The sequence below is a fragment of the Massilia sp. CT11-108 genome (genome assembly GCF_047302915.1).
Lineage (GTDB): Bacteria > Pseudomonadota > Gammaproteobacteria > Burkholderiales > Burkholderiaceae_D > Telluria > Telluria orientalis.
On sequence record NZ_JBKYMO010000632.1, the window covers coordinates 1 to 2,757 of the forward strand.

The window sequence follows — 2,757 nt, forward strand, 5'->3', positions numbered from 1 at the left end:
CGGCGACGTCATCTCTTCGAGGTAGACGCCGGCGAATGCGGGTACTGCCAACGGTAGGGTCAGGCCCGCGATCGCCAGCGCGCGGCGGACGACCGATGTGTGCAGGTGAAGCATGTGATCCGTGTTCCTGATGCTTTACAACTATTGTAGAGCATCCTAGACGGCGGGACGGAACGCGGACCGGGATTTTTTATTACCGGAGCATTACAGTTGGCTTATCCGTCGCGGCGGCGGGTTCACGTTGCTTTCTGGCGACGCGGCCGCGTAGGAGCGGGCTCACGACGCCGCGAGCGTGGCCCGCACCGTTGCGACCCGCTGCGCGACGGGCCCTTCGAGCAGCACGTACGGAACACCCCGCGCCTCCAGCACCCGCGCATGCCAGCGGAACTGGCGCGCGCGGAACGCCGCGTCGCGCCGCGTGCCATCCTGCACGAACGGAAAATCCGGCGCGCACAGGAACGTGTGCGCATACGGCAGCTCGGCCAGGATCCGCACGGCCGGGTCGACACGGCCGTAACCATCGAGGCTATAGAACACGGTCGTCAGCGCGCTGCCGTCGCAGATCAGCCAGCGCGTGGCGTCGCGCAGCAGCGCGTCTTCGCGCGCCACCTGGCGCTCGGCGATGCGCCGCATGTCGGCGTAGTCCAGCCGCCCGCCCCGCTCCTCCCACAGTTCGCGCCCGACCTCGGGCACCCACACGGTGCCGAGGTCCCGCGCCAGCGCCCGGGCCAGGGTCGTCTTGCCGCTCGATTCGCCGCCCAGCAGGCACACCCGGCGCACGAACGTCGCATACACCTCCGGATGCAGGAAGGCGCGGTGCCGGTGCAGGTCGGTCCGGATGCGCGTGCCGGAGACGGGGACCGTCACGCGCGCGCGGTCGACGCACACGTGGCGCACCTCGTGCGGCCGGCGCGCGCGGGCGCCGAAATGCGCCGACAGGGCCGCGGCAAAGCCGTCGCCGTAATCCTCGCTCGTGAACACGGCATCCACGGTCGTCCCGCAGATCGCCGTGCACAGCCAGGCCGTGAATGCGCGGTGCACGTCCGCATGGTCGTCGTTGTGCGGCAGGCGCCGGCGTTCGCGCAGGCCGTGCGTCCGCGACCAGTCGGCCAGCCACGCATCGTCCACCACGAGGCTGCGCACCTGCGGGAACACGGCCTGCAACCATGCAGCGCGCGCCGCGGGACCGTGGCCCGCGAACTCGGGCTTCGTGTAGCTGATGACGAGGACCTCGGCGCAGGCGTCGATGGCGCTCTGGATCAGGTGCATGTGGCCCCGGTGCAGCGGCGCGAACTTGCCGACGACGAGGCCGCGTGCAAAACGCTTGTCGATCGGCTCAGCCATCGTGCGCCCCCGCCAGGTCGGATGTGTACTGCAGCGTCTTGCCGTCCGCATCCAGCAGCTCGACGTCGACGGATGCGCCGAACAGCCGCGCCAGCGCGGCGCGCGCGGCGTCCGCCCACGGCATCCCGCCCGGCGCGAGCCGCAGCACGACGGCGGCGTCGCTTCGCTGGTGCACGTTGAAGTGCGGGAGCGGAAACGGCAGCAGCGCGTGCGTCACGTCGATGTTGTTGATCCACGCGCCGCGCGCAAGATAGCGCACCGGCCGCCGTCCGGACAGTCCGGTGAGCACGGGGCCGGCGGGACCGTGGGCGAGCGCGCCGAAGTCGCCGGTCCGGTAACGCAGCAGGGGCAGGCAAAAGTTGAAGCCGCCCGTGACCGCGATCTCGCCCGTGTCGAGGATCTCGACGTAGAGCCGCGGCTGCAGCAGCACGTGGCCGCCGGCGGCCGCATCGAACACGCCGACCGGCCCCACTTCGTTCAGGGAATAGATGTCCAGCACGGGGCAGCCGAAGCGTTCCTCGAGCCGCGCGCGCAGGCCGGGCAGCAGCAGCATCGACACGGAGATCAGGGCGCGCGGCCGCGTCTTCAACGGCAAGGTGAGGTATTCGGCGAACGAGATCGGGTCGCCCGCGACGATTTCCGGCGCCAGCGCATCGAGATAGCGGGCGCGGTCGTCCGGATCCCGCCAGTCGTCCGGGTGCAGGTTGATCTTGGCGAGGCCGGATTCGTCCATCGCGGGCGACACCGACACATAGGTGAAGCACTGGCGCTGGTAGCCCAGCAGGACGACGCCGACCTGGCCCCGGCCGTACGCCGGCACGATGCCCACGCGGCGCAGCGCGCGCTTGTGGAAGGCGGCGTAGCGCGCGGCCACGATGGGGTGCGACGGGATCAGCAGGGGATGGCCCGTCGTGCCCGTCGTCCGGAAGTGCATCATGCGGTCGAGGGACACGTGGTCGGGCACGAATTGCGCCACGTCGGCGGCGAAATCGGCGCGCGACACGGGCGCGATATCGCCGAAGCGGCGTGGTGCCGAGCCGAGCGCGCGGTAATGCGGCACGGTGGCGAACGTCTCGGCCACGAACGGCATCACCCAGTCCGGCAATGTGCCGGGCTCCCAGCCGACAGTCGCCGCCGCCACCTCGGCCTCGTACGCGCGCTGCGCCGCCACCTCGTGCGCGAGCAGGCGGTTGCCGCTGCGGTTGCGGTACACGGGCGCGTGCGGGTGGTCGCGCATGAAGTCGAGCATGCGCCGGCCATGCGCCGTCAGCGTCGGGAAGCGTTCCGCGTCCAGGCCGTCGTCGCTCATTCCCGTGTCCATTTGTCGGCCGATTCCTCGGCGGCCTTGCGCACCAGCGCCTCCCGGATCTCGCGCGCGCGGGTGGCACGATGGCCCTGAACATTCCCGAACAT

2 protein-coding genes are annotated in these 2,757 nt (G+C 70.7%); both read right to left on the bottom strand.

The window, feature by feature from the left end:
- Nucleotides 1-276: 276 nt before the first annotated feature.
- Entirely contained in the window at nt 277-1,344 is a 1,068-nt protein-coding gene (locus tag ACEN88_RS28650) for an AAA family ATPase (protein ID WP_413345150.1), read from the bottom strand.
- Nucleotides 1,337-2,653, bottom strand: coding sequence for a capsule biosynthesis protein CapK (locus ACEN88_RS28655; RefSeq protein WP_413345152.1), 1,317 nt, complete (start codon nt 2,651-2,653; stop codon nt 1,337-1,339). The genes ACEN88_RS28650 and ACEN88_RS28655 overlap by 8 nt, the downstream gene beginning before the upstream one ends.
- Nucleotides 2,654-2,757 lie beyond the last annotated feature (104 nt).

Coding starts and splice junctions, on each gene's coding strand:
- ACEN88_RS28650 (WP_413345150.1), bottom strand. CDS start 1,344: ATGGCTGAGCCGATCGACAAGCGTTTTGCACGCGGCCTCGTCGTCGGC.
- ACEN88_RS28655 (WP_413345152.1), bottom strand. CDS start 2,653: ATGAGCGACGACGGCCTGGACGCGGAACGCTTCCCGACGCTGACGGCG.